The following is a 2,905-nucleotide window of genomic DNA, read 5'->3' on the forward strand; positions in this document are numbered from 1 at the left end:
ACTTGGGCAAGCATCGTGCCCATTTTAATACAAACTGACATTAGGATTAAGTGTGCGCTAATCTAATTCCGCCAACGTGTTTAGATAAGATAAGCTGCGGCTCGGCATAAGAAATAAATACATTTATTTCATTCTGCTCTCGCCTTGCATTATCTTTGCACCTGATTATTAACCGTTGCTGAGCGGTGACGCTGGCGACACATTATTATAAATGATATTATGTTTGGAGAAGAAAGAAAGAACCCGCTGAAGAAATATCTTCTGTTTGTATGTCTTGGCAATATCTGCCGGTCGCCGGCTGCCGAGGGAGTGATGAAGAGTATTGTGGCTGACGACCTCAGACTCGACGGTTTTGTTGAAATAGACTCCGCCGGCATAGGAGCCTGGCATACGGGGCAGCTGCCCGATAGCAGGATGAGGAAATGTGGCGCCAGCCGGGGATATGACTTCAGCAGCAGGGCACGACAGGTGAAGCCACAGGATTTCGACCGCTTCGATTATGTCTTCGCTATGGATCATGAAAATGTTGCCGACCTCAATGGTGTGGCGCGCAATGCTACCGACAGGAAGAAAATCCTTTGTCTTGCAGATTATCTCACCGACCACAGGGATTACCACACCGTGCCAGACCCATATTATGGGACGCAAAAGGATTTTGAAATTGCTCTCGACCTTATAGAGGATGCTTGCAAGGAGGTGGCGCGCCTTTTGGCAGAGGAGAAACTTTAGCAAAAAACGGTCATCAGGCTGTTTTTATGTAATACCGAGTATTCAATGCTTCACTCTTTTCTTTATCTTTGTCGTTTTGTCTCGCATATCGAAACAAATGTTACAAAATGTAAGGATAAAGTAAAAAGTGAAGCTTTTTATGTTATATTCCTTGATGTATGTCAAAGAAATTAATAAGTACATTAAAAAACTTGCCCAAACTATTGTGTGCGGACACAAAAGGTTGTATCTTTGCAACGTGTTCGGGAGAATACATTTTTTCATAGGTTAGTAGTTTGATAGATTTAAGGTAAAGATTATGTTATTAGATTTTAAGACGACTATGATGTTGATGGCAGTAGTCTTAGTAACACTGATTAGTTTTACTGGTTACAACCACAACTGATATCGTTAAAAAGATTTGTTTTCAGGAGGCCGGTTTGAGTGATCAAGTCGTCCTCTATTTTTTTTATATATACCCCTCAACCAGAGTTCGGGAATTCCATACGACCGGTTTGGGATTACCTCCCCAAATCTTATCCACACAAATTTATTTCTGTGTATCTGAATTAATTCCGTGTAGCCGCATCATCCGTGTGTACCTGCATTCATTTGGGTGCCCACATTATCTGTGTACCCGCATCATTTGTCATCCGCAATGCGAGCCTTTCCCTCGTAAGTGGTGAGGTCGTCGCGGGTGTATCTGTATGTTTTGCTTGCCAATGACGAGGACTCGTCGAAATGGTTGGATTCCACATCGAAGATGCCGCACATCAGTTCGTATGCAAGGTCGTTGGTGAAGAATGCGTCCTTGTTAGCCTTCAGAGCCTCTATGCGGTCGGGATGACACGCCATATATTCATCGGTGAAGCATACGAAAAGCGGTATGCGCACATCGCCGAAGCCGGCGAAGTTTGGCGAACGGTGTCTGTCGGGAATCGTGGCGTGGTCGCTGAAATATACCATCGCCTGCAGGTTCAGGCGCTTGCTGGCATATTCATAAAACTGCCGGAGCACGTCGTCGGTATATCTCAGAGAATTCTCGAAGTTCAAGACATTGTCCTGCACCCCCTGTTTTCCCCATATCGTGCGGTCGGCAGGGTAGCGGTTGAGGAAGTTGAAGTGGCTTCCCTTGAGATGCAGCACGAGGAAGTTGTTCTCCGCCGGGTCCAGCTCGTCGAGGAAATCCACCAGCGACTCATCGTATTGCACCTTTCCCAAGTCCTGCTTCGTCCATTTCGCCACCTCCGCCGTGTTTGCCACCAGCGTTATCGGTGTGTCGTTGGCTCCGAGATGTCCCTGATTGCTATACCAGTGAACGCGGTATCCCAGTTTGTGTGCGATGTCGATAACGGAGCAGGAGTCATAAAACTGTCTGCCGTTGTATTGGTTGTATTCCGTCAGTGCCTTTTCGAGCGACTGCACGGTGTGCATGGCACAGCTGTAAGAGTTGGGAAACAGCACACAATGCTCCTTGTCTTCCGCCATGCCGCGCATCCAAGGCGTGGTGTCGTGGTCCATCTTCGTGAACGCACTCATATAGTCGCGCGATGCCGACTCTCCAATCACCATCATTATAGTGGAAGGCTTGCCGAAGGGCTTTCCCAAGGGTCTCACGTTGAGGTCTTTCAATCGGCGTTCCATCTCGGTGACGTAGCGCTTGTCGTTGGCGGAATACTCCTTTATGTCCAGCCATAGCCTTACAATCCCCGACCTCTGGAACATTCCGCGCCGCGGTTTGAACATATACCATGCGAACACCAGAGCCGCCAGGGCAGCCACAGCGATGCGCCATGGTTCCAGAGCCACGCCAGACCGAATGTTTATCATCACCACACCAGCCAGCAGCGCCACTATAGCCACCAGCAGCAGCGCCACTTTCCACCAGGAGTACGACCGTGCGAATTCTATTATCTCGTTGGGGTGGGAGTCTTGCAGTATTTTCATGCCGTTGGCGTCGATACAGGTGCCATAGAGCCTGTAGTATACTGCCAGCGACAGACTCACCATCAGCAGTGCCCATTCAGCTACAGCCACAATCATTCCTCCGCCAATCATGCCCACTGCGGCAGCCAGTCCGAAGATATAAATACCGCAAGCTATCTCACCGTAGTTCTCATAGTCAGGCGATTTCCTGCGGTTTGTCAGATGATAGAGCAGAGGGTATGTTGTAGCCCATGCCACGCCAGTGGCAGCC

At 48.5% G+C, this 2,905-nt stretch carries 2 protein-coding genes; one reads left to right on the forward strand and one right to left on the reverse strand.

Going from position 1 to position 2,905, the window contains the following annotated elements:
- Nucleotides 1-219: 219 nt before the first annotated feature.
- The gene (locus QVO99_RS04135; protein WP_022316334.1) at nucleotides 220-729 is read left to right on the forward strand and encodes a low molecular weight protein-tyrosine-phosphatase; all 510 of its coding nucleotides are present in this window, start codon (nucleotides 220-222) and stop codon (nucleotides 727-729) included.
- 621 nt (nucleotides 730-1,350) lie between these two features.
- On the opposite strand, the gene QVO99_RS04140 is transcribed toward QVO99_RS04135, so the two are convergent.
- Nucleotides 1,351-2,905: phosphoethanolamine transferase (locus QVO99_RS04140; protein ID WP_288176951.1), on the reverse strand; the 1,555-nt coding region annotated here is incomplete at its 5' end.

It is taken from the genome of Prevotella sp. CAG:592, from assembly GCF_000436015.1.
Classification (GTDB): Bacteria; Bacteroidota; Bacteroidia; order Bacteroidales; family Bacteroidaceae; genus Prevotella; species Prevotella pectinovora.